Source organism: Flavobacterium soyae (genome assembly GCF_021245985.1).
GTDB lineage: Bacteria > Bacteroidota > Bacteroidia > Flavobacteriales > Flavobacteriaceae > Flavobacterium > Flavobacterium soyae.
This window is the reverse complement of record NZ_JAJQXA010000001.1, coordinates 457,095-475,252: the sequence shown is the minus strand read 5'-3', so window position 1 is coordinate 475,252 and position 18,158 is coordinate 457,095. Positions and strand designations below refer to the sequence as shown.

19 protein-coding genes are annotated in these 18,158 nt (G+C 34.2%); 2 read left to right on the top strand and 17 right to left on the bottom strand.

Annotated elements, in window-relative coordinates; all coding sequences use genetic code 11:
- Positions 1-6: 6 nt before the first annotated feature.
- The 14 genes from nuoL to aspS form a co-directional block, all read right to left on the bottom strand.
- Positions 7-1,890, bottom strand: coding sequence for an NADH-quinone oxidoreductase subunit L (nuoL, locus tag LUU93_RS02035; RefSeq protein WP_232677665.1), 1,884 nt, complete (start codon positions 1,888-1,890; stop codon positions 7-9).
- A 7-nt stretch (positions 1,891-1,897) separates the two neighbouring features.
- The gene (gene nuoK, locus LUU93_RS02030) at positions 1,898-2,218 is read right to left on the bottom strand and encodes an NADH-quinone oxidoreductase subunit NuoK (protein ID WP_012023318.1); all 321 of its coding nucleotides are present in this window, start codon (positions 2,216-2,218) and stop codon (positions 1,898-1,900) included.
- Positions 2,218-2,757: an NADH-quinone oxidoreductase subunit J family protein gene (locus LUU93_RS02025; RefSeq protein ID WP_232677664.1), complete on the bottom strand. Its 540-nt coding sequence runs from the start codon at positions 2,755-2,757 to the stop codon at positions 2,218-2,220. The genes nuoK and LUU93_RS02025 overlap by 1 nt, the downstream gene beginning before the upstream one ends.
- On the bottom strand, positions 2,757-3,302 hold the full coding sequence (locus LUU93_RS02020; protein WP_232677662.1) for a NuoI/complex I 23 kDa subunit family protein: 546 nt from the start codon (positions 3,300-3,302) through the stop codon (positions 2,757-2,759). Before LUU93_RS02020 ends, LUU93_RS02025 begins: the two co-directional genes overlap by 1 nt.
- A 161-nt stretch (positions 3,303-3,463) precedes the next feature.
- Positions 3,464-4,516 (bottom strand): NADH-quinone oxidoreductase subunit NuoH, encoded by a 1,053-nt coding sequence (gene nuoH, locus LUU93_RS02015; protein WP_232677660.1) that lies wholly within the window; start codon positions 4,514-4,516, stop codon positions 3,464-3,466.
- 3 nt (positions 4,517-4,519) lie between these two features.
- Positions 4,520-5,551 (bottom strand): NADH-quinone oxidoreductase subunit G, encoded by a 1,032-nt coding sequence (locus tag LUU93_RS02010; protein WP_053471549.1) that lies wholly within the window; start codon positions 5,549-5,551, stop codon positions 4,520-4,522.
- 171 nt (positions 5,552-5,722) lie between these two features.
- Complete coding sequence (nuoF, locus tag LUU93_RS02005) at positions 5,723-7,093, bottom strand: NADH-quinone oxidoreductase subunit NuoF (protein WP_072955480.1); 1,371 nt, start codon at positions 7,091-7,093, stop codon at positions 5,723-5,725.
- Between the two features lies 1 nt (position 7,094).
- Positions 7,095-7,625: a complex I 24 kDa subunit family protein gene (locus LUU93_RS02000; RefSeq protein WP_232677658.1), complete on the bottom strand. Its 531-nt coding sequence runs from the start codon at positions 7,623-7,625 to the stop codon at positions 7,095-7,097.
- Positions 7,626-7,823: 198 nt separating this feature from the next.
- Positions 7,824-9,062, bottom strand: a complete 1,239-nt coding sequence (locus tag LUU93_RS01995; RefSeq protein WP_232677655.1) for an NADH-quinone oxidoreductase subunit D — start codon at positions 9,060-9,062, stop codon at positions 7,824-7,826.
- 95 nt (positions 9,063-9,157) lie between these two features.
- Positions 9,158-9,679, bottom strand: coding sequence for an NADH-quinone oxidoreductase subunit C (locus LUU93_RS01990; RefSeq protein WP_232677653.1), 522 nt, complete (start codon positions 9,677-9,679; stop codon positions 9,158-9,160).
- Between the two features lies 1 nt (position 9,680).
- Positions 9,681-10,229, bottom strand: coding sequence for an NADH-quinone oxidoreductase subunit B (locus LUU93_RS01985; protein WP_232677650.1), 549 nt, complete (start codon positions 10,227-10,229; stop codon positions 9,681-9,683).
- A 183-nt stretch (positions 10,230-10,412) separates the two neighbouring features.
- Positions 10,413-10,778, bottom strand: coding sequence for an NADH-quinone oxidoreductase subunit A (locus LUU93_RS01980; RefSeq protein WP_053471573.1), 366 nt, complete (start codon positions 10,776-10,778; stop codon positions 10,413-10,415).
- Between the two features lie 242 nt (positions 10,779-11,020).
- On the bottom strand, positions 11,021-11,215 hold the full coding sequence (locus LUU93_RS01975) for a cold-shock protein (protein WP_007137066.1): 195 nt from the start codon (positions 11,213-11,215) through the stop codon (positions 11,021-11,023).
- 303 nt (positions 11,216-11,518) lie between these two features.
- Positions 11,519-13,270 carry an aspartate--tRNA ligase gene (aspS, locus tag LUU93_RS01970; protein WP_232677649.1) on the bottom strand — a complete coding sequence of 584 codons (1,752 nt, stop codon included), beginning with the start codon at positions 13,268-13,270 and terminating at the stop codon, positions 11,519-11,521.
- Between the two features lie 156 nt (positions 13,271-13,426).
- Here aspS and LUU93_RS01965 point away from each other — a divergent pair, with 156 nt between their 5' ends.
- Positions 13,427-14,422 (top strand): TlpA family protein disulfide reductase, encoded by a 996-nt coding sequence (locus tag LUU93_RS01965; RefSeq protein ID WP_232677648.1) that lies wholly within the window; start codon positions 13,427-13,429, stop codon positions 14,420-14,422.
- 209 nt (positions 14,423-14,631) lie between these two features.
- Positions 14,632-14,979 (top strand): toxin-antitoxin system YwqK family antitoxin, encoded by a 348-nt coding sequence (locus LUU93_RS01960; RefSeq protein WP_232677647.1) that lies wholly within the window; start codon positions 14,632-14,634, stop codon positions 14,977-14,979.
- A gap of 48 nt (positions 14,980-15,027) precedes the next feature.
- Here the strand turns inward: LUU93_RS01960 and LUU93_RS01955 are convergent, their stop codons facing one another.
- From LUU93_RS01955 to LUU93_RS01945, 3 genes are all read right to left on the bottom strand, one after another.
- Positions 15,028-16,137, bottom strand: a complete 1,110-nt coding sequence (locus LUU93_RS01955) for a PepSY-associated TM helix domain-containing protein (RefSeq protein WP_232677640.1) — start codon at positions 16,135-16,137, stop codon at positions 15,028-15,030.
- A 152-nt stretch (positions 16,138-16,289) separates the two neighbouring features.
- The gene (locus LUU93_RS01950) at positions 16,290-17,849 is read right to left on the bottom strand and encodes a PepSY-associated TM helix domain-containing protein (protein ID WP_232677638.1); all 1,560 of its coding nucleotides are present in this window, start codon (positions 17,847-17,849) and stop codon (positions 16,290-16,292) included.
- 5 nt (positions 17,850-17,854) lie between these two features.
- Complete coding sequence (locus LUU93_RS01945) at positions 17,855-18,154, bottom strand: hypothetical protein (RefSeq protein ID WP_232677637.1); 300 nt, start codon at positions 18,152-18,154, stop codon at positions 17,855-17,857.
- Positions 18,155-18,158: the final 4 nt, after the last annotated feature.

Genomic DNA, 18,158 nt, shown 5'->3' with positions numbered 1-18,158 from the left:
ATAAAATTATTGAGCTAAAAATATATAAGAAACAATCGCGCAAAGACCTAAAACAAAAGCAAAAAGATATAATCCAATACTTCCTGTCTGCAGTTTTTTACCCTGAAACGCTAATTCGTTTGCTGCTTTTCCTAATCCAAAAACAACTGCCGATAATCCGGTTTCAATATAGTCTCTAAAAAATCTTGATAATGCATTTACAGAACGAACAAAAATCGCATCGTAAGCCTCATCTACATAATATTTGTTATACAACACTTTTGTTAAGCCTGTAATATTTTCATCAGATTCCGGAACATTATCTTGTTTAAAGTATTTTATGTAAGCAATTAAAATCCCTACCAAACAGCCAAGCACTGCAATTCCCATTAAAGTATATTCTGTTGTTCCTAAATGGTGTTCTTCGCCAGCCGCTTTTGTGAAAAGAGGAGCTAAATATTCATTAAGCCAGCTGTTTCCCGGTAAACTGATTAATCCGCCAAATGCTGCAAGAATAGCTAAAATCATTAAAGGGAAGGTAATTATACCATCGCTTTCGTGTAAATGATGTTTTTGCTCTTCAGTTCCTCTAAAATCTTTAAAGAAAGTTAAGAACATCAATCTGAACATATAGAAAGCTGTCATGATAGAAGCAATCGATCCAACAACATATAATGGAATGCTATGGTGAAAAGCAGTCATTAAAATTTCATCTTTTGAGAAGAAACCTGAGAAAAACGGAACTCCTGAAATAGCTAACGAAGAAATCAACATTGTCCAGAAAGTGATTGGCATTGCTTTACGCAATCCACCCATTTTACGCATATCCTGCTCACCGTGTAAACCGTGAATTACAGAACCAGATCCTAAGAATAAACAAGCTTTAAAGAAAGCGTGTGTGATTACGTGGAAAACCGCTACTTCATAAGCTCCAAATCCTAATGCCAAGAACATTAATCCTAATTGTGAAACTGTAGAATAAGCCAATACTTTTTTAATATCAGTTTGCACTAAACCAATTGTAGCAGCAACTAATGAAGTTATCGCTCCAACAATTGCAATTACAGTCTGTACATCTGTTGCAAGATCAAAAACGAAGTTCAATCTTGTTACCATAAAGATACCAGCTGTTACCATCGTAGCAGCGTGAATCAATGCAGAAACAGGAGTTGGTCCCGCCATCGCATCTGGTAACCAGGTATACAACGGAATTTGAGCAGATTTACCACAAGCTCCAATAAATAAACATAAAGCTGCTAAAGAAAGTAATGGTAAATTTAAATTTGCAGCTCCTGCGACTGCCGTTTTTAAAGTTGCATAATCTAATGTTGAGAACATTGAACCAATAATGAACATACCAATTAAAAGACCTAAATCTCCAATTCTGTTCATGATGAAAGCCTTTTTTGCCGCATCGTTATAATCCTGGTTTTTATGCCAGAATCCGATTAGTAAATAAGAGCAAAGTCCAACACCTTCCCAGCCAATAAATAATACTAATAAGTTGCTTCCAATTACAAGTGTAATCATAAAGAATACGAACAGATTTAAATATGCAAAGAATTTGTGGATATTCTCATCGTCGTGCATGTAACTGATAGAGTATAGGTGTATCAAAGATCCAATTCCAGTTACGAAAAGTAACCAAAGAACAGATAATTGATCTAATAAAAATCCAAGATTGATTTTTAGATTACTAATTTGAATCCAGTCAAACAAATTAACTTCAATTGCTTTTCCAGTCGAAGTTATTTGATTAAAAAGAACAAGAGTAACTATAAAAGAAACAGCCACGGCAGCAGTTCCGATAATTCCGGAAACTGTTTTCCCTAAGCTTTTCCCAAAGAAAACATTGATTAAAAATCCTAAAAAAGGAGCTAAAACTAAAACTAAAGCTAAATTGGTATCCATTTCTATTTTATCCTTTTAAATTTTTTAAATTATCGATACTAATTGAACCGATGTTTCTGAAAATAGAAACTAAAATCGCCAATCCTACCGCAACTTCAGCAGCAGCAACTGCCATCGAAAAGAATACAAAAACTTGTCCTTGTGCATCCTGATGGTAAGTTGAAAAAGCCACAAATAAAAGGTTTACTGCATTTAGCATGATCTCGATAGACATGAAAACGATAATTGAATTTCGTCTGTACAATACACCAAAAACACCAATACAAAAAAGTACAACACTTAAAAAGATGTAATTTTCAATACCTATTTGATTTAATATATTACCCATTATTTATTTAATTTTTCTTTTTTAGACAATAATACAGTTCCAATCATCGCAACCAAAAGTAAAATCGAAGCAAATTCAAATGGTACCATATATTCGTTCAATAATATTTTACCCAATACTTTAATAGATTGGAAATCTTCTCCGGTTGAATCGTAATCGCCAACAATTGGTTTAGAATTGATGAAAATTGCAATTAAAACAATAACAATTAAACAGAAAGAAACAATTGCTCCTAAACGTGTAATCCTTGGTCGGTGAACGTCTTTTTGTTCGTTTAAATTCATCAACATAATCGTAAACAGGAACAAAATCATAATCGCTCCAGAGTAGACTATTATATGTACAATTGCTAAAAATTGAGAGTTTAGTAATAAATAATGACCAGCAATAGAGAAGAAACAAATCACTAAGTAAATAGCAGAGTGAATTGGGTTTCGGCTATAAATGGTTAAAAAAGCAGTCATTACTGTAATAAACGCCAGGATACAAAATATAACTTGTACAGTTGTTGCGTGTGCAAAATCAGGAATATGTATCATTAGTTAGCGTTATTAAGTTGTGAATTTTTAATAGCCATTTCTAAAGGCATCACTAATTTATCTTTTCCAAAAATAAAATCTTCTCTTTTGTAGCTGGAAGGAACTAGAACCTTAGAAGTTGTCAAATAAATGGCATCTTTTGGACAAGCTTCTTCACATAAACCACAGAAAATACAACGAAGCATATTGATTTCATAGATTTCAGCATACTTTTCTTCTCTGTATAAATGTTTCTCGTCTGGCTTACGCTCAGCAGCTTTCATTGTAATAGCTTCTGCAGGGCATGATAAAGCACATAATCCACAGGCAGTACAGTTTTCACGACCTTGTTCATCGCGTTTCAACATATGCTGACCACGATAAACCGGACTCATTTCACGAACCTGTTCCGGATAATGAATTGTAATTTTTTTTCTAAAAAGGTGTTTAAGCGTAATAGCTAAACCTTTTACAATCGCCACAAGATACAATCGTTCCCAAAAAGTCATGTCCTTGTTAGACACCACCTTTTTTCTACCCGATAATGATATAGTTTCTATTGACATTTTTTAATCTATGATTTATGATTTACAATTTGAGGTCAGTCAAATTCAAAATCTATTTTATTTTTAATTGAAGCTAATCCTGCTATCCGCTGTATCTTTAATTTTTCTAAAGAAAAAAATTAAAGGATGCCGCTTCTATCAGGGCTAGGGCATTACGGTTATTAGAATCCTAAAGCTGCTGCGATATCGTGTCTTAAAATAACAGCGCCCGTAATCATAATATTAATAATCGAAAGCGGAATTAAAATTCTCCAGCCTAAGTTCATTAATTGGTCATATCTAAATCTTGGAATTGTCCAGCGTACCCACATGTAGAAAAATATGAAGAAACAAATTTTTACAAACAATACGGCAATTCCTAAAAGATTAGCGGTATTTACTCCAACATTTTCTACCATCCACTGCATTCCCGGATAGTTGTAACCTCCAAAGAATAATACAGAAATAATAGTAGCAGAGATAAACATACTTGCATATTCTGCAAACAAATAGAATCCCATTTTCATTGACGAATATTCTGTATGGTAACCTCCAATTAATTCGTTTTCACATTCTGCTAAGTCAAACGGAGTTCTGTTAGTTTCTGCAAATGAACAAATTAAGAAAATTAAAAAGGACAATGGCTGATAGAAAACATTCCAGTTCATTCCTGACTGCTGTAATGAAATTTCTTTTAAACTCATTGTTCCAGTCATCATCAACAATGCAATCATTGATAATCCCATTGCAACTTCATAAGAAACCATTTGAGAAGCGGCACGAACAGCACCCATTAATGAGAATTTATTGTTAGATGCCCATCCACCAATCATGATGCCGTAAACTCCAACAGAAAGAACTCCAAAAATGTATAATAATGCGATATTTACATCAGTTGCCTGAAGAATAATGTCTCTTCCAAAAAGATGAAGTCGGTCTCCCCAAGGAATTACAGCACTTGTCATCAAAGCTGTACTCATGGCAATTGCCGGACCTACAACGAATAAAAATTTATTTGGTGTGTTTGGAAAAAATTCTTCTTTAGAGAACAATTTCATACCATCAGCAAGCGGCTGTAATAAACCTCCCCAGCCTGCACGGTTTGGCCCAACACGGTCTTGTAGAAAAGCAGCAACTTTACGTTCTGCCCAGGTAGAATACATTGCCATAATCATTGTTACCGCAAAAACGACAACAATAACAACACTTTTTTCTATAATAAATGCACTTTCCATTTCTTAAGAATTTTTTTCATTAGTAGTTAATGGAATTGCAGCCATACTAATTTTTTTACGGTCGATATCGCGGCCTAAAAGAATATTCTTTTCAGTATCGATTTCAACTTTCTCTAATTTTTGAGTGTAGTTATTTTGGTTGATAACAGAATCTTTTTCAAATTCTCTTGGTCCTTCAATTACCCAGTCATTTACATCTTTGTGATCAAAACGACAGCTGTTGCAAATGAATTCTTCTACTTCATGGTACTCATCTTTACGACCAGTCACACGCTGAATTTCTCCACCAAACATCCAAACTGTAGTTTTACCGCAGCATCCGGGAGTAGTACATTCTCTGTGAGCGTTATAAGGTTTATTAAACCAAACTCTTGATTTAAAACGGAAAGTTTTATCAGTTAAAGCTCCAACGGGACAAACGTCAATCATGTTTCCAGAAAACTCATTGTCGATTGCTTTAGAAATTCCGGTTGAGATATTAGCGTGGTCACCACGATCTAATACTCCGTGAACTCTGTTGTCTGTCAATTGATCTGCAACTTGTACACATCTTTGGCATAAAATACAACGGTTCATATGCAGTTGAATATTTGGACCAATATCTTCTGGTTCAAATGTTCTTTTTTCTTCAATAAAACGTGATTTTGGGTTTCCGTGCTCAAAACTTAAGTTTTGAAGATCACATTCACCAGCCTGATCACAAATAGGGCAGTCTAATGGATGGTTGATCAATAAAAATTCTGTTACAGATTTACGGGCTTCCGTTACTCTGGCAGAAGATTTACTGTTTACTTCCATTCCGTCCATACATCCTGTTACACAAGATGCCATTAATTTTGGCATTGGTCTTGGGTCAGCTTCACTACCTTTAGAAACTTCAACTAAACAGCAACGGCATTTTCCACCGCTCCCTTTTAATTTTGAGTAATAGCACATGGCTGGCGGCACCAAATCTCCACCAATCATACGTGCAGCCTGCAGGATCGTTGTTCCTGGCTCTACGTCTATACTTTGACCGTCTATGGTTACTTTCATCTCTTACTTTTGTTTTTTTAGTTTCAGGTTTCACGTTTTAGGTTTTAACCTGAAACTAAAAAAACTTGAAACTTGAAACTATTTTAAACTTTTTTGTTGAAAGTCGGAATATTGAAAAGAATTGCTGTCCTTTTTAACATTATAAACTTTATAACTTTCTGCTTTTTATTTTTATACGATTACTTTGCCGCCAACTAAATGCTTCACTTGCGAAAAAGGCTCAGCAACAAAGTGATCTCTATTTTTGATTTTTTCTGGGAAACGAACGTGATATTCAAATTCATCTCTAAAGTGACGAATCGCGGCTGCTACTGGCCAAGAAGCGGCGTCACCAAGCGGACAGATTGTGTTTCCTTCAATTTTACTCTGAATGCTCCACAATAATTCAATATCTTCTTCACGGCCTTGACCGTTTTCGATTCTCCATAAGATTTTTTCTAACCATCCAGTTCCTTCACGGCAAGGAGTACATTGTCCGCAAGATTCGTGGTGGTAAAAACGAGCAAAGTTCCAAGTGTTTCTTACGACACAAGCAGTATCATTGTAAACAATAAATCCTCCAGAACCTAACATAGATCCGGTAGCAAAACCACCATCACTTAAAGATTCGTAAGTCATTAAACGATCTTCTCCATTTGCTGTTTTGAAAATCAATTCAGCAGGTAAAATTGGCACAGAAGAACCTCCCGGTACAAATGCTTTTAATGGACGGCTTGAAGACATTCCTCCTAAATATTCATCAGAATTCATGAATTCGTCTACGCTTAAACCTAATTCAATTTCGTAAACCCCAGGATTTTTAATGTGTCCAGAAGCAGAAATTAATTTAGTTCCTGTAGAACGACCAATACCAATTTTTGCATAATCGTCACCAGAATTGTTTACAATCCACGGCACCGTTGCAATAGTTTCAACATTGTTTACCACTGTTGGGTTTGCCCAAAGTCCTGAAACTGCAGGGAATGGTGGTTTAATACGAGGATTTCCTCTTTTACCTTCCAAAGACTCAATAAGTGCAGTTTCTTCTCCACAGATATAAGCTCCGGCTCCACAGTGAACGTGTAACTCTAAATCGTAACCCGTACCTAATATATTTTTTCCTAACCAGCCTGCAGCTTTAGCCTCGGCGATTGCTCTTTCTAAAATTTTGAAAACCCACATATATTCTCCACGAATGTAGATATACGAAAGGTTAGCGCCTAAAGCATAACTAGAAGTAATCATTCCTTCGATCAATAAGTGAGGAATAAATTCCATCAAATAACGATCTTTGAATGTTCCCGGCTCAGATTCGTCGGCGTTACAAACTAAGTGTCTTGGTTTTCCTGATTTTTTATCAATAAAGCTCCATTTCATTCCGGCAGGGAAACCTGCACCTCCACGACCACGAAGACCTGATTTTTTTACTTCTTCAGTAACTTCATCCGGTGTAAGTGTTTTTAAAGCTTTTTCTACAGATGCGTAACCACCATTTTGGCGATAAACTTCGTAGGTTTTAATTCCAGGAATATTGATTTTATCTAATAATATTTTTTGTGACATCTTATTTATCGTGTAATATTATTTTATCATCTTTACAATCAGCGATTAACTGATCGATTTTTTCTTCTGTCAATTTCTCTTTGTAGAAATCGCCTAACTGCATCATCGGAGCGTATCCGCATGCACCTAAACATTCTACACCGGCAATGGTAAACATTCCGTCAGCGGTTGTTTCACCCATTTTAATACCTAATTTTTCAGAAGTATAATCCATTAAATTTTCGGCACCGTTTAAACAGCAGCAAGACGTCTGGCAAAATTCAAACATGTATTTTCCAATTGGTTTTTGGTTGAACATGGTATAAAAAGTAACCACTTCATAAACTTCAATTGGTTTTATCTGAAGAATTTCGGCAACCTTGTCCTGCAATTCAATGCTAAGCCAGTTGTTATGCGCGTCCTGCACTTCGTGCAAAACAGGCAGTAAAGCCGATTTTTGTTTGCCTTCCGGATAATGACTAATCAATTCATTGATACGAGCGATCAATGCCTCAGTCATATTTATTTCTTGCTTGTAATGTTTACGTTCCATTTTTAATTTTAGATTTTAGATTTTAGATTTTAGATTTTTTTAATCTTTATCTACAATCTATGATTCTTCAATCATTGTTTAAGTTTTAGATTCTTCAATCTGAATTTTTCAATTCCTAATTATAATTTTAAACCTAAATTCTAAAATCTGCATTCTTAATCAGCAATCTAAAATCTAAAATCTAAAATCAACAATTTTTTAGGCGTCTAATTCTCCTGCAATTACGTTTAAACTCGAAAGGATAACAATTGCATCAGAAAGTAACGCACCTTTAATCATTTCAGGATATGCCTGATAGTAAATAAAACAAGGTCTTCTGAAATGTAATCTATATGGAGTTCTGCTTCCGTCTGTAACTAAATAAAAACCTATCTCTCCGTTTCCTCCTTCAACAGGATGGTAAATTTCGGCAACCGGAACAGGAACTTCTCCCATTACAATTTTAAAGTGATAGATTAATGATTCCATCGAATTATATACGTCTTCTTTTGGAGGAAGGTAATAATCAGGAACCTCTGCATGGTATTCGTTTCCAGCCGGCATTTTTTCTAATGCCTGACGAATAATGCTTAAACTTTCCCAAACTTCAGCATTACGAACACAGAAACGATCATAAGTGTCACCTGATTTTCCTACAGGAACAATAAAATCAAAATCTTCGTAAGATGAGTAAGGCTGCGCAACACGAACGTCGTAGTCAACTCCGGCAGCACGTAAGTTTGGACCTGTAAATCCGTAGGCCATTGCTTTCTCTGCTGAGATTGCACCAACGTTTACAGTTCTGTCAAGGAAAATTCTGTTTCTTTCGAATAAGCTTTCGAATTCTTTCCAGGCAGGTGGAAATTCTTCAAGGAAAGTATCAAGTTTTTTGAAAGCTTCTGGAGACCAGTCTCTTTCAAAACCACCAATTCTTCCCATATTTGTAGTCAAACGAGCCCCACAAATTTCTTCGTAGATTTCGTAGATTTTTTCTCTAAATTGAAAAACGTATAAGAAACCAGTATACGCACCAGTATCTACCCCAAGAATCGAGTTACAGATTAAGTGGTCTGTAATACGAGCCAGCTCCATTACAATAACTCTTAAGTATTGTGCCCTTTTTGGAACTTCAACACCTAATAGTTTTTCTAATGTCATCCACCATCCCATATTATTAATAGGAGAGGAACAATAGTTCATACGGTCAGTAAGAGGAGTAATTTGATAAAACGGACGATTTTCGGCAATTTTTTCGAAAGCTCTGTGGATGTAACCAATAGTTGGTTCTGCCTCTAGAATTCTTTCACCATCCATTAATAGGATATTTTGAAAAATACCGTGAGTCGCAGGGTGGGTAGGACCTAAATTCAGTACTGAAAGCTCGCTTCCGTCTTCGTTTAGTTTCTCCTTAATTATTTTAGCATAACGATGCTCTGGTGGTAATAATAGTTCTGACATTTGTAATTAAAAATTGTTAATTGATAATTTTCAATTAACCATTAATACTTTTGTTCCTTTTTATATAGTGCTAATTTTCAATTGTAAATTGTTAATTATGCATTAATCGTTGTTCTTCCAAAGAATCTGTCGTCTTTATCAGTTCTTCCGCTGTCTTCCATTGGGAATTCTTTTCTCATTGGGAAAGACACCATTTCATCCATATTCAAAATACGTTTCAATTGCGGGTGGCCAATAAAGTTAATTCCGAAGAAATCGTACGTTTCTCTTTCCATCCAGTTTGAACTTAAGAAGATATTTGAAACGGTTTTGATTTCTGGTTTTTCACCATTCAGATAAACTTTAATTCTAATTCGTTTGTTATCGTACCAGTTGTGTAAGTGATATACAACAGCAAATTGACGCTCTGAATCGTTGTCAGGATAATGAATGCCGCATAAATCTGTTAAAAAGTGAAAGCGTAGTTCAGAATCGTTTTTAAGGAATAGGATCAACGCTGTGATTTTATCAGCTGAAGCTTCTAAAGAAAAAATATCTCTTTCCTGCTGAAAGTTGAAAACATCGTTATTAAATGTTTCAGTAAGTTTATCTTGAATCTGGGTATTTTCTAAAGCCATCTTATGAAATGTTATAGGAAGCTAATAATTCTTGGTATTCCGGCGAGCTTCTGCGTCTAACAGATTCACTTTTAACCAATTCTTGTAATCTCATTACTCCGTCAACGATTTGTTCTGGTCTTGGCGGGCATCCTGGAACGTAAACATCAACCGGGATTACTTTATCAATTCCCTGCAGAACTGAGTAAGTATCGAAAATACCTCCTGAAGAAGCACAGGCTCCAACAGCAATTACCCAGCGCGGCTCAGACATTTGTTCGTAAACCTGTCTTAAAATTGGAGCCATTTTTTTAGAAATAGTTCCCATTACTAATAACATATCTGCCTGACGAGGAGAGAAACTCACACGCTCAGATCCAAATCGTGCTAAATCGTAATGCGAAGCCATTGTCGCCATAAACTCAATTCCGCAGCAAGATGTTGCAAAAGGTAAAGGCCAAAGAGAATTCGCGCGTGCCAAACCAACAACATCATTTAGTTTTGTAGCGAAGAAACCTTCTCCTACAACTCCTTCCGGTGGCGCAACCATTTTTACATTTGAATCGCTCATTTTTATTTTAGATTTCTGATTTTAGATTTTAGATTTTTTGGAATCGTAAAAAGAAAAATCAATTTTTTTAAATCAGTGTATTAATTCAAAGAAGTTCAAATTTTAAATTGCTGTTCTAAATAATGTTGGATAATCCATCCATTCAAAAATCTAAAATCACTAATCTAAAATCTAAAATCTTTTTTATTCCCAGTCTAAAGCTCTCTTTTTGATAATATAGAAAAATCCAACTAAAAGTAAAGCCATAAAAACGACCATTTTAAGCATTCCTTCTATACCAAGATCTTTAAAGTTTACTGCCCAAGGATAAAGGAAAATTACCTCTACGTCAAACAATACAAACAAAATTGCTACCAGAAAATATTTTACGGAAAAAGGAATACGGGCATTACCAACAGATTCTATACCGCATTCGAAGTTTTTATCTTTAACTTCAGAGGTTCTTTTTGGGCCTAATTTTCCAGAAATAATGATTGTTCCTACCACAAAACCAACAGCCAGAATGAACTGCATTAAGATAGGAATGTAACTGTATTGATCAGATTGCATAAGCTTAACTTTTTTACTTAAAGAATAAGCCACAAAGATAACTTTCAACTATGTAAATCACAAACTAAAGGGAGATATAAGTACATCATGAAAGCGCGTTTACATGTAATTTTTATTGATTATAAATAACACATGCTTTTTTTAATATTTTTTTAAGAAATGGGCAAAAAAAAACGTTTCGAAATAAATCGAAACGTTTTAAAACCATTCAGAGGCAAAAAAAATAAATTGCTATATTTTTCTTAGATTACTGCTACTTTAGCAGCAACTTTCCCTTTTCTTCCTTCTTCTTCTTCATAGCTTACACGGTCACCTTCGCGTAATTCTTCCGCGTTAATTCCTGAAGCGTGAACGAAGATGTCCTTTCCTGTTTCTTCGTCTGTAATGAATCCATAACCTTTAGATTCATTGAAAAATTTTACTGTACCTGTACGCATTGTAATTGTAATAATAATTTATAATAAAGCAAATGTAATATATAAATTCATACAAAAGACATCTACCTGTTAATTTTTTGTAAAAATTATTGATTTCCAGTGTTTTTACGTGGTTTATTGCATCAAATTATATATGAAATACCATAATTTGAGAATCGTTAATTGTAAGAATATCAAAAAGATGAACTTGTAGGAATTTAATATTTTAATAAGTGTAAATCTGCCCATTATTTTTTGCGGCTTTATTGCATAAAAAAAACAGCTGAATTTCAGCTGTTTTTTAAATATTTAAATTTCTATTAATTAGATAGAATCAATTTTAATGTGTAATTCCTTCAATTGAGATTCATCAATTGTCGATGGAGCATCGATCATAACATCGCGCCCTGAATTGTTTTTAGGAAAAGCGATAAAATCTCTAATGGTTTCCTGACCGCCTAAAATAGCAACTAATCTATCAAGACCAAAAGCTAAACCACCATGAGGGGGTGCTCCAAATTGAAAAGCATCCATTAAGAAACCAAACTGCGCTTTTGCTTCTTCTTCAGTAAATCCTAAATATTTGAACATTAACTGCTGTGTTGCTTTATCGTGAATACGAATTGATCCACCGCCAATTTCGTTTCCGTTTAAAACCATGTCGTAAGCATTCGCACGAACTTTTCCCGGTTCTGTTTCCAACAAAGCCATATCTTCTGGTTTTGGTGATGTAAAAGGGTGGTGCATAGCATGGTAACGGCCGCTTTCTTCGTCAAGTTCTAATAGTGGAAAATCTACAACCCATAATGGAGCAAATTCTTCAGGATTACGTAATCCTAAACGAGCTGCTAATTCCATACGAAGTGCAGAAAGCTGTGCACGTGTTTTGTTTGCAGGTCCGGAAAGTACAAAAATCATATCTCCAGGATTTGCTTCTGTAGCTTTTGCCCATTTTGCTAAATCATCATTATCGTAGAATTTATCTACAGATGATTTAAATGTTCCATCTTCATTGCATTTTACATAAACCATTCCAGACGCTCCAACTTGCGGACGTTTTACCCAGTCAATTAATCCGTCAATTTCTTTACGAGTATAATTTCCTGCTCCCGGAACGGCAATTCCCACCACTAATTCAGCTGAATTGAAAACCGGGAATTCTTTGTGTTGTGCAAATTCGTTTAACTCACCAAATTTCATCCCAAAACGAATGTCCGGTTTGTCATTTCCGTATGTTTTCATAGCATAATCGTAGGTAATTCTTGGGAATTTGTCTACTTCTATACCTTTAATTTCTTTTAATAAATGTCTTGTCAAACCTTCAAAAACATTCAAAATGTCTTCTTGTTCTACAAAAGCCATTTCGCAGTCAATTTGTGTAAACTCCGGCTGACGGTCTGCGCGTAAATCTTCGTCACGGAAACATTTCACAATTTGGAAATATTTATCCATTCCCCCAACCATCAATAATTGTTTAAAAGTCTGCGGCGATTGCGGCAATGCATAAAACTGTCCTTCGTTCATACGGCTAGGCACAACGAAATCTCTTGCTCCTTCCGGAGTAGATTTGATTAAATAAGGTGTTTCAACTTCGCAGAAATCTAAATCAGATAAATATTTACGAACTTCCATCGCTACTTTATGACGGAACAATAAACTGTTTTTTACCGGATTTCTACGAATATCTAAATAACGATATTTCATTCTGATATCTTCGCCGCCGTCAGTTTCATCTTCAATTGTAAATGGAGGTGTTAAAGCAGAATTTAAAATAGTTAATTCAGAAACTAAAATTTCGATTTCACCTGTCGGAATGTTTTTGTTTTTTGCTTCACGCTCAATAACAGTTCCTTTTACCTGGATTACGAATTCACGTCCAAGAGTTTTGGCCAATTCAAAAACGGTTTTATCAGTACGGCTCTCGTCGAAAATAAGTTGTGTAATTCCGTAACGGTCGCGTAGATCGACCCAATTCATAAATCCTTTATCGCGTGATTTTTGAACCCAGCCCGCAAGTGTAACTTCGGTATTGATATTTGAAGCGTTTAATTCGCCGCAATTATGACTTCTATACATGATCTAAATTTTAGACTGCAAAAGTAAACACAAAATTCAAAATAATATAGTAAAGTGATAACTTGATGCTTATAAATTTTAAATATTTTGTTAATTCTGAAATTTTGAAGCTGTTATTTCTTTAGATTTGAATTACTAAAAGCAAACTTTAATACTATGAAAAAACTTTTTGTTACAGGTCTGTTGATTTTTAGCGCATTGAATGTCATTGGTCAAGCCAAAAATCAAATAAAATTTACGGCTAAAATTGAGAATAGAAACAGCGATACTTTAGTTATTAAAGGAAGAAATAATTTTAAGCAGGTTATTCCAATTGACAAAAAAGGAGTTTTTACTGCCGATTTTGAAGCTCCAAAAGGATTTTATGTGTTTTCTGACGGAACAGAATCTTCTAATATCTATTTAAAACCAAATTCTGAGGTTAACTTAACGATGAATGCTAAAGAATTTGATGAAACTATTGTTTACAAAGGAAAAGGGGTGAACGAAAGCAACTTTTTGGCGCAGCAGACTTTAAAAGATGAAAAATTTCAAAAAGAAGCTTTTACTAAAGAGGCAGCTGAATTTTCTTCTCTTTTAGAAACTAAGAAAAAAACTGATTTTGAGAGTTTAGAGAAAGGTGATTTTGATCCTGAATTTAAAACAGCTTTAAAAGGAAGTTTTGAAAATTTTAATCAATATGCGTCTCAGGAATATGAAAGAGCTGCAAATGCAAAAAAAATGGTTGGGAAAGCTTCTCCGGAATTTGACTACGAAAATTTTAAAGGGGGTAAAACAAAACTTGCCGATTTAAAAGGGAAATATATTTACATTGACCTTTGGGCAACCTGGTGCGCGCCATGCAGAGCAGAGATTCCTTATTTGCAAAAGATTGAAGAAAAATATCACGGAAAAAATATCGAGTTTGTGAGTATTTCTATTGATAAAGCAAAAGACAATGGAAAATGGAAAAAATTCGTAACAGATAAAAACCTTGGAGGTGTACAATTATTTGCTGATAAGGATTGGGAGTCTGAATTTGTAGTAAATTATGGTGTAACCGGAATTCCAAGATTTATTTTGATTGATCCAAATGGGAATGTGGTTAGTTCTGATGCCGACAGACCTTCCTCTCCAGACCTTCAAAAGCAGTTAGACTCATTATTGAACTAATTTAATGATTAAATATATAACGTTATCGTAATTTAGTTTTTTACTAAAATACCAGTAAAACCAGTGCCTTAGCATTGGTTTTTTTGTTTTTTGGGAATTTCCAATGTTAAGTTTTTATTCAATGTTACTAAATTGTTAAGTAAAAGTTTTTTTAATGTAAATAATTAATTATATTTGATAACGATTTCTTAACATTAATACCTAAAGATATGAAAAAGAGTGTAATTTTAGCTGCGGTGTTGTTCTCTGGAATATTAACTGCGCAAGAAGTAAATCCTGAATTAGAAGCTGTTGGAAACAAGGTAAAAGCTACGTATTATTATGAAAATGGTAAAGTGCAGCAAGAAGGCTTTTTTAGGGATGGTAAATTAGACGGTGTCTGGGTATCTTATGACGAAAAAGGAAATAAAAAAGCCGTTGGAGAATACACAGAAGGACTTAAAACAGGTAATTGGATTTATTTTAATGAAAATACAGTAAGTAAAGTTGCTTATGTTGACAACAAAGTGAGTTCAGTTAAAAACTTACAGAAAAATGCTTTAGCAGACAGAAACTAATTTAGTTTCGAAAATTTATAAAAAAACCGCTTATTAAAAGCGGTTTTTTTATTTCTGTTTTTTAGATTTTTTTCTTCTTCCAAACCAAATTATAAAGCCTGTTACAGGTAAAGCCGAAGCAATTAGACTTACTGTAAAAGCAATAATTTTTCCGGGCAGATTTAAAATTTGTCCGGTATGAATTCCGTAATTCATTTCGACAACCTGAAGGCCTAAACTTTTTGAATGATACGGATCGCTTTGAATTAATTTTCCGTCCTGCGGATGAAAATAATAATTGCTTTGATGATCGTATCGTAAAGCATGAGGATATGCTCCTGTATTAATAACATCATCTTTTTGCTGCGGATATAAAACAAAAAGCATTTCGGCTTTTGGCTGTAATTTCATAGTTTGTATAAAAGCTCGATCGACAGCTGTTATCGAGTTTGACTTGAATTTTGTCGTGTCGATTACAGGTGCTTTTGTTTCAGCAGCTTTGTCTCCGCCAAAATTGAATGTTTTATAAATTCCATTACCAACCCAATCATACGTAAAACTTAAACCGGTTATGGCAAGAATAAGTGCAATCAACGAAATGTAAAATCCGGAAGTATTGTGCCAGTCATAATTAATACGTCTCCATTTTGCCGACCATTTTACAGTGAAACTCCTTTTAACGTCACTTCTTCTTTTCGGCCACCATTGTATAATTCCCGAAATAAATAAAAGAATAAAAATAATGGTTGAAACGCCAATAATATGTTTTCCGATATAATCTGGCAGCAACAGATACAAATGAATATATTCGACAATAATGAAAAAATCAGTTTTGGGATTTTCGGTTTTTAAATATTCTCCTGTATAAGGATTAAAGTAGAGATATAAATTTTCGGTATCAGAATAGGTGTAAACAACTGCAGAACGGTTTTTTCCATAATAAGAAACCATTGATTGTTTATAGTTAGGAAGAATTTCTTTTGCTTTTTGCTGTAAAACCGAAGGCATCAAAAAAGGTTTGTTTTGAGGTTCAATCAAACGCCATTCTTTTCGGGTGATGTCTTTTATTTCGTCGTGAAAACAGAATATACAACCGGTAATACAGACTATAAAAACAATAAGCCCGGAAATTAATCCGAGCCATTTATGTAGAAAACGTATTTGCGTTTTAAATCCCATTTTTGATTAAAAGCGTAAAAGTAGACGCAAAATTCATATGGGACAAATAATTCTGATATTTTGTGAGGTGTAAAGTTTTTTTTTACGCAGATTGAGCAGATTTGGCAGATTTTTTTAATATTTATTATCTGCTCAATCTGTGTGAAAAAATCTTAAGTCGTTTTAAGCGACTTCTTTTTAGGCTTTAAATGATAAGCTGTATAAAGTGTTATGGAAGCCAAAGCAATCCAGAAAACATCGATAAAGAAAATCTGAATTTTGTGCTCCATAAATGAAGTCCAAAACCAATTTCCAGAAAAAATTCCGTTTGTTATTGGAATTAAAAATCCTAAAATACTTCCAGAGATTAAACAGAACTTATTTGTAAAGGCATCATTCTTTTTAATGATAAAGAAGATTGTCAATAATAGCCATCCGCCAAAATATAAACTAAACAAGTTTGACTGGCTTAACGGATAAAATATTTTTGTTCCAATAAAAGCCAAAGCTGTAATTGGATACATACTCAAACAAATCGCCAGATAAATGCGAACAACAGCAGCGTTGAAACGTCTTTTCTTTTCAGGTAAATTATTTTTCTGTCTTGCTATTAACCAAATCATTACTCCAGAAATGATGACAAAACAAGTTATGATTCCCAAAATAAAACTCACTATTTTTAGTGCATATCCGCCGTAATCACCAAAATGAATTCGGTATAAAACATTTTTTACTATATCTAGATAGCCATTTTGAGTAACAGGATTTTTGCGGGCAATTTCTTTTCCGTCAGCAATTCGGTAAATGACTTTTCCAATTCCGGTAAATTTTTTATCGCTCAATAATTCACCTTCAACTAAAACGTGCATGTTTGCATCGCCATAATTTTGAATAAAAACTCGTGTAATTTCAAAATCAGACCAATTGCTTTTTGCTTTAGAAACAAGCTGATTGATGTTAAAAGGCGTGGCTAATTTTTTATTTTCAAATTTATAATCAGGATCGTTATATTCTAATTCTTTATATAATTTGTTTTCGTCACCTTTATACAAAGCCATTACTGCTGGCGCTACGATTAATAATTTAATCATAAAAAATGCTCCGGTTACAGCATAAACAAACTGAAACGGAAGTCCGATCATTCCTAATGCTGTGTGTGCATCTGTCCATAATGTTTTTAATTTTTCCTTTGGACGAAAAACATAAAAGTTAGAAACTATTTTTTTCCAATGTAATAAAAGTCCCGTTACTATTGCGAAAAGGAAAAATAAGGCTGTAAATCCTGAAAGATAATATCCAACAGGATAAGGAATCTGTGCCAGAAAATGCAGACGATATAAGAACTCACCTAAAGAGTAGGATTCTTCGTAAGTATAAGATTTGAATTTTTTGTTGTCCAGATAAAAGAATGACCCCTCTTTTTGTTTGGCTGGAGCCAAAGTGTCTTTGGAGCCTTCCATATAAACTGCAGCCCTGTTTTCTATAGACGGTTTAGATATGGTTATATTTCTTCCGTGTAAAATGTATTCTTTGTCAATATTTTCTAAAGCTTTATTGTAGTCTAATTGAATTTCTCTCGTAATAGCAGTAGATTCACTTCTTTCCCAATTGATGATTTCATCTCTAAAAAAAGAAAAAGATCCTGCAAAGAAAATTACAAAAAGCACAACACTAATAACAATTCCGCTAACGGTATGTGTATGAAAATAGATATTATAATGACGGTTATTCATAAGTATTACGCTACAGGATTATAAGTTTGACCAAGATAAATAAGAAGAGAAAAGACTAAAGAAAGAAGAATGTAAATTCCCCAGATTTTCCATCCGCTTTTTGCTAAGAAAGCCAAAACCATCAAAACAACCCAAAGTATAAATCCGCTAAAAGCCATTGTCATTAAAACATCTGCACGATTAAACCACGAAGCTAAAGCTAAATGAAAAGTAACAGAAACAAAGTAGCCGCCTAAAATAGCGGCAGTAATTTTGGCAAAACGGGGCCAAAATGCAAGAGTTAAATATTTTGGATTTGCTGGCATTGGT

What these genes read in the sequence shown, in the direction of transcription:
- LUU93_RS01945 (WP_232677637.1), bottom strand. Translation starts at nt 18,154, where the DNA reads ATGCCAGCAAATCCAAAATATTTAACTCTTGCATTTTGGCCCCGTTTT.
- LUU93_RS02020 (WP_232677662.1), bottom strand. Translation starts at nt 3,302, where the DNA reads ATGTCAATAGAAACTATATCATTATCGGGTAGAAAAAAGGTGGTGTCT.
- LUU93_RS01965 (WP_232677648.1), top strand. Translation starts at nt 13,427, where the DNA reads ATGAAAAAACTTTTTGTTACAGGTCTGTTGATTTTTAGCGCATTGAAT.
- LUU93_RS01985 (WP_232677650.1), bottom strand. Translation starts at nt 10,229, where the DNA reads ATGAGCGATTCAAATGTAAAAATGGTTGCGCCACCGGAAGGAGTTGTA.
- LUU93_RS01980 (WP_053471573.1), bottom strand. Translation starts at nt 10,778, where the DNA reads ATGCAATCTGATCAATACAGTTACATTCCTATCTTAATGCAGTTCATT.
- LUU93_RS01995 (WP_232677655.1), bottom strand. Translation starts at nt 9,062, where the DNA reads ATGTCAGAACTATTATTACCACCAGAGCATCGTTATGCTAAAATAATT.
- nuoF (WP_072955480.1), bottom strand. Translation starts at nt 7,093, where the DNA reads ATGTCACAAAAAATATTATTAGATAAAATCAATATTCCTGGAATTAAA.
- nuoL (WP_232677665.1), bottom strand. Translation starts at nt 1,890, where the DNA reads ATGGATACCAATTTAGCTTTAGTTTTAGTTTTAGCTCCTTTTTTAGGA.
- LUU93_RS01975 (WP_007137066.1), bottom strand. Translation starts at nt 11,215, where the DNA reads ATGCGTACAGGTACAGTAAAATTTTTCAATGAATCTAAAGGTTATGGA.
- aspS (WP_232677649.1), bottom strand. Translation starts at nt 13,270, where the DNA reads ATGTATAGAAGTCATAATTGCGGCGAATTAAACGCTTCAAATATCAAT.
- nuoH (WP_232677660.1), bottom strand. Translation starts at nt 4,516, where the DNA reads ATGGAAAGTGCATTTATTATAGAAAAAAGTGTTGTTATTGTTGTCGTT.
- LUU93_RS01950 (WP_232677638.1), bottom strand. Translation starts at nt 17,849, where the DNA reads ATGAATAACCGTCATTATAATATCTATTTTCATACACATACCGTTAGC.
- LUU93_RS01990 (WP_232677653.1), bottom strand. Translation starts at nt 9,679, where the DNA reads ATGGCTTTAGAAAATACCCAGATTCAAGATAAACTTACTGAAACATTT.
- LUU93_RS02010 (WP_053471549.1), bottom strand. Translation starts at nt 5,551, where the DNA reads ATGAAAGTAACCATAGACGGTCAAAGTATAGACGTAGAGCCAGGAACA.
- LUU93_RS01960 (WP_232677647.1), top strand. Translation starts at nt 14,632, where the DNA reads ATGAAAAAGAGTGTAATTTTAGCTGCGGTGTTGTTCTCTGGAATATTA.
- LUU93_RS02000 (WP_232677658.1), bottom strand. Translation starts at nt 7,625, where the DNA reads ATGGAACGTAAACATTACAAGCAAGAAATAAATATGACTGAGGCATTG.
- LUU93_RS01955 (WP_232677640.1), bottom strand. Translation starts at nt 16,137, where the DNA reads ATGGGATTTAAAACGCAAATACGTTTTCTACATAAATGGCTCGGATTA.
- LUU93_RS02025 (WP_232677664.1), bottom strand. Translation starts at nt 2,757, where the DNA reads ATGATACATATTCCTGATTTTGCACACGCAACAACTGTACAAGTTATA.
- nuoK (WP_012023318.1), bottom strand. Translation starts at nt 2,218, where the DNA reads ATGGGTAATATATTAAATCAAATAGGTATTGAAAATTACATCTTTTTA.